Below are 506 nucleotides of genomic sequence, written 5' to 3'. Positions count from 1 at the left end.
TACTGTTTTTGCAACAAGTATGAGTCTAAAAAACAACTGACCCGATGACTTCAAAGTCATGTAATTAATGTTTATAAAAGACAACAAATCTTTCACAAAAGGAAAGATATGATCTTTATTTTTATAAATTAGAAAATTCTAATAAAAATGTAGTACTTAAAATTTTATCTGTTTATTTTTGGAACAAGAATCAAGTTTTCTTGTTTATTTCCCTCTAAAAATAAATAGTTCTTTTCTTTTTCCGCAACGAGCTCACCGTTTGAATAAAGCTTTCCAATAATCTTCATTTTTCCTTCACCAGCTTGAATTGGTGCAATTAAAAACGAATACTGCACAGGCAACTGAACACCTTGGTAGCTCTGAGATGCCGATTTAAGACATTGATTATCAATAACTTTACATATTTCCACTTCAAGAGAAGTAATCGAAGGTGGAAAGTAGCCGTCGACAGAAACCCAACCATAGACTGATGCCTGACTCTGTGTATCAAAGCCATCCACCCCATT

At 32.8% G+C, this 506-nt stretch carries 1 protein-coding gene; it reads right to left on the bottom strand.

Features of this window, described 5'->3' with window-relative positions; all coding sequences use genetic code 11:
• Window positions 1-164 precede the first annotated feature (164 nt).
• Window positions 165-506 (bottom strand): YscW family type III secretion system pilotin (locus tag IQR33_RS05170; RefSeq protein ID WP_193843570.1); only part of this gene is annotated, 342 nt, incomplete at its 5' end.

Source organism: Vibrio sp. OPT46 (assembly GCF_015163535.1).
GTDB classification, from domain to species: domain Bacteria; phylum Pseudomonadota; class Gammaproteobacteria; order Enterobacterales; family Vibrionaceae; genus Vibrio; species Vibrio alginolyticus.
This window is presented reverse-complemented; position numbering and strand designations above follow the sequence as displayed.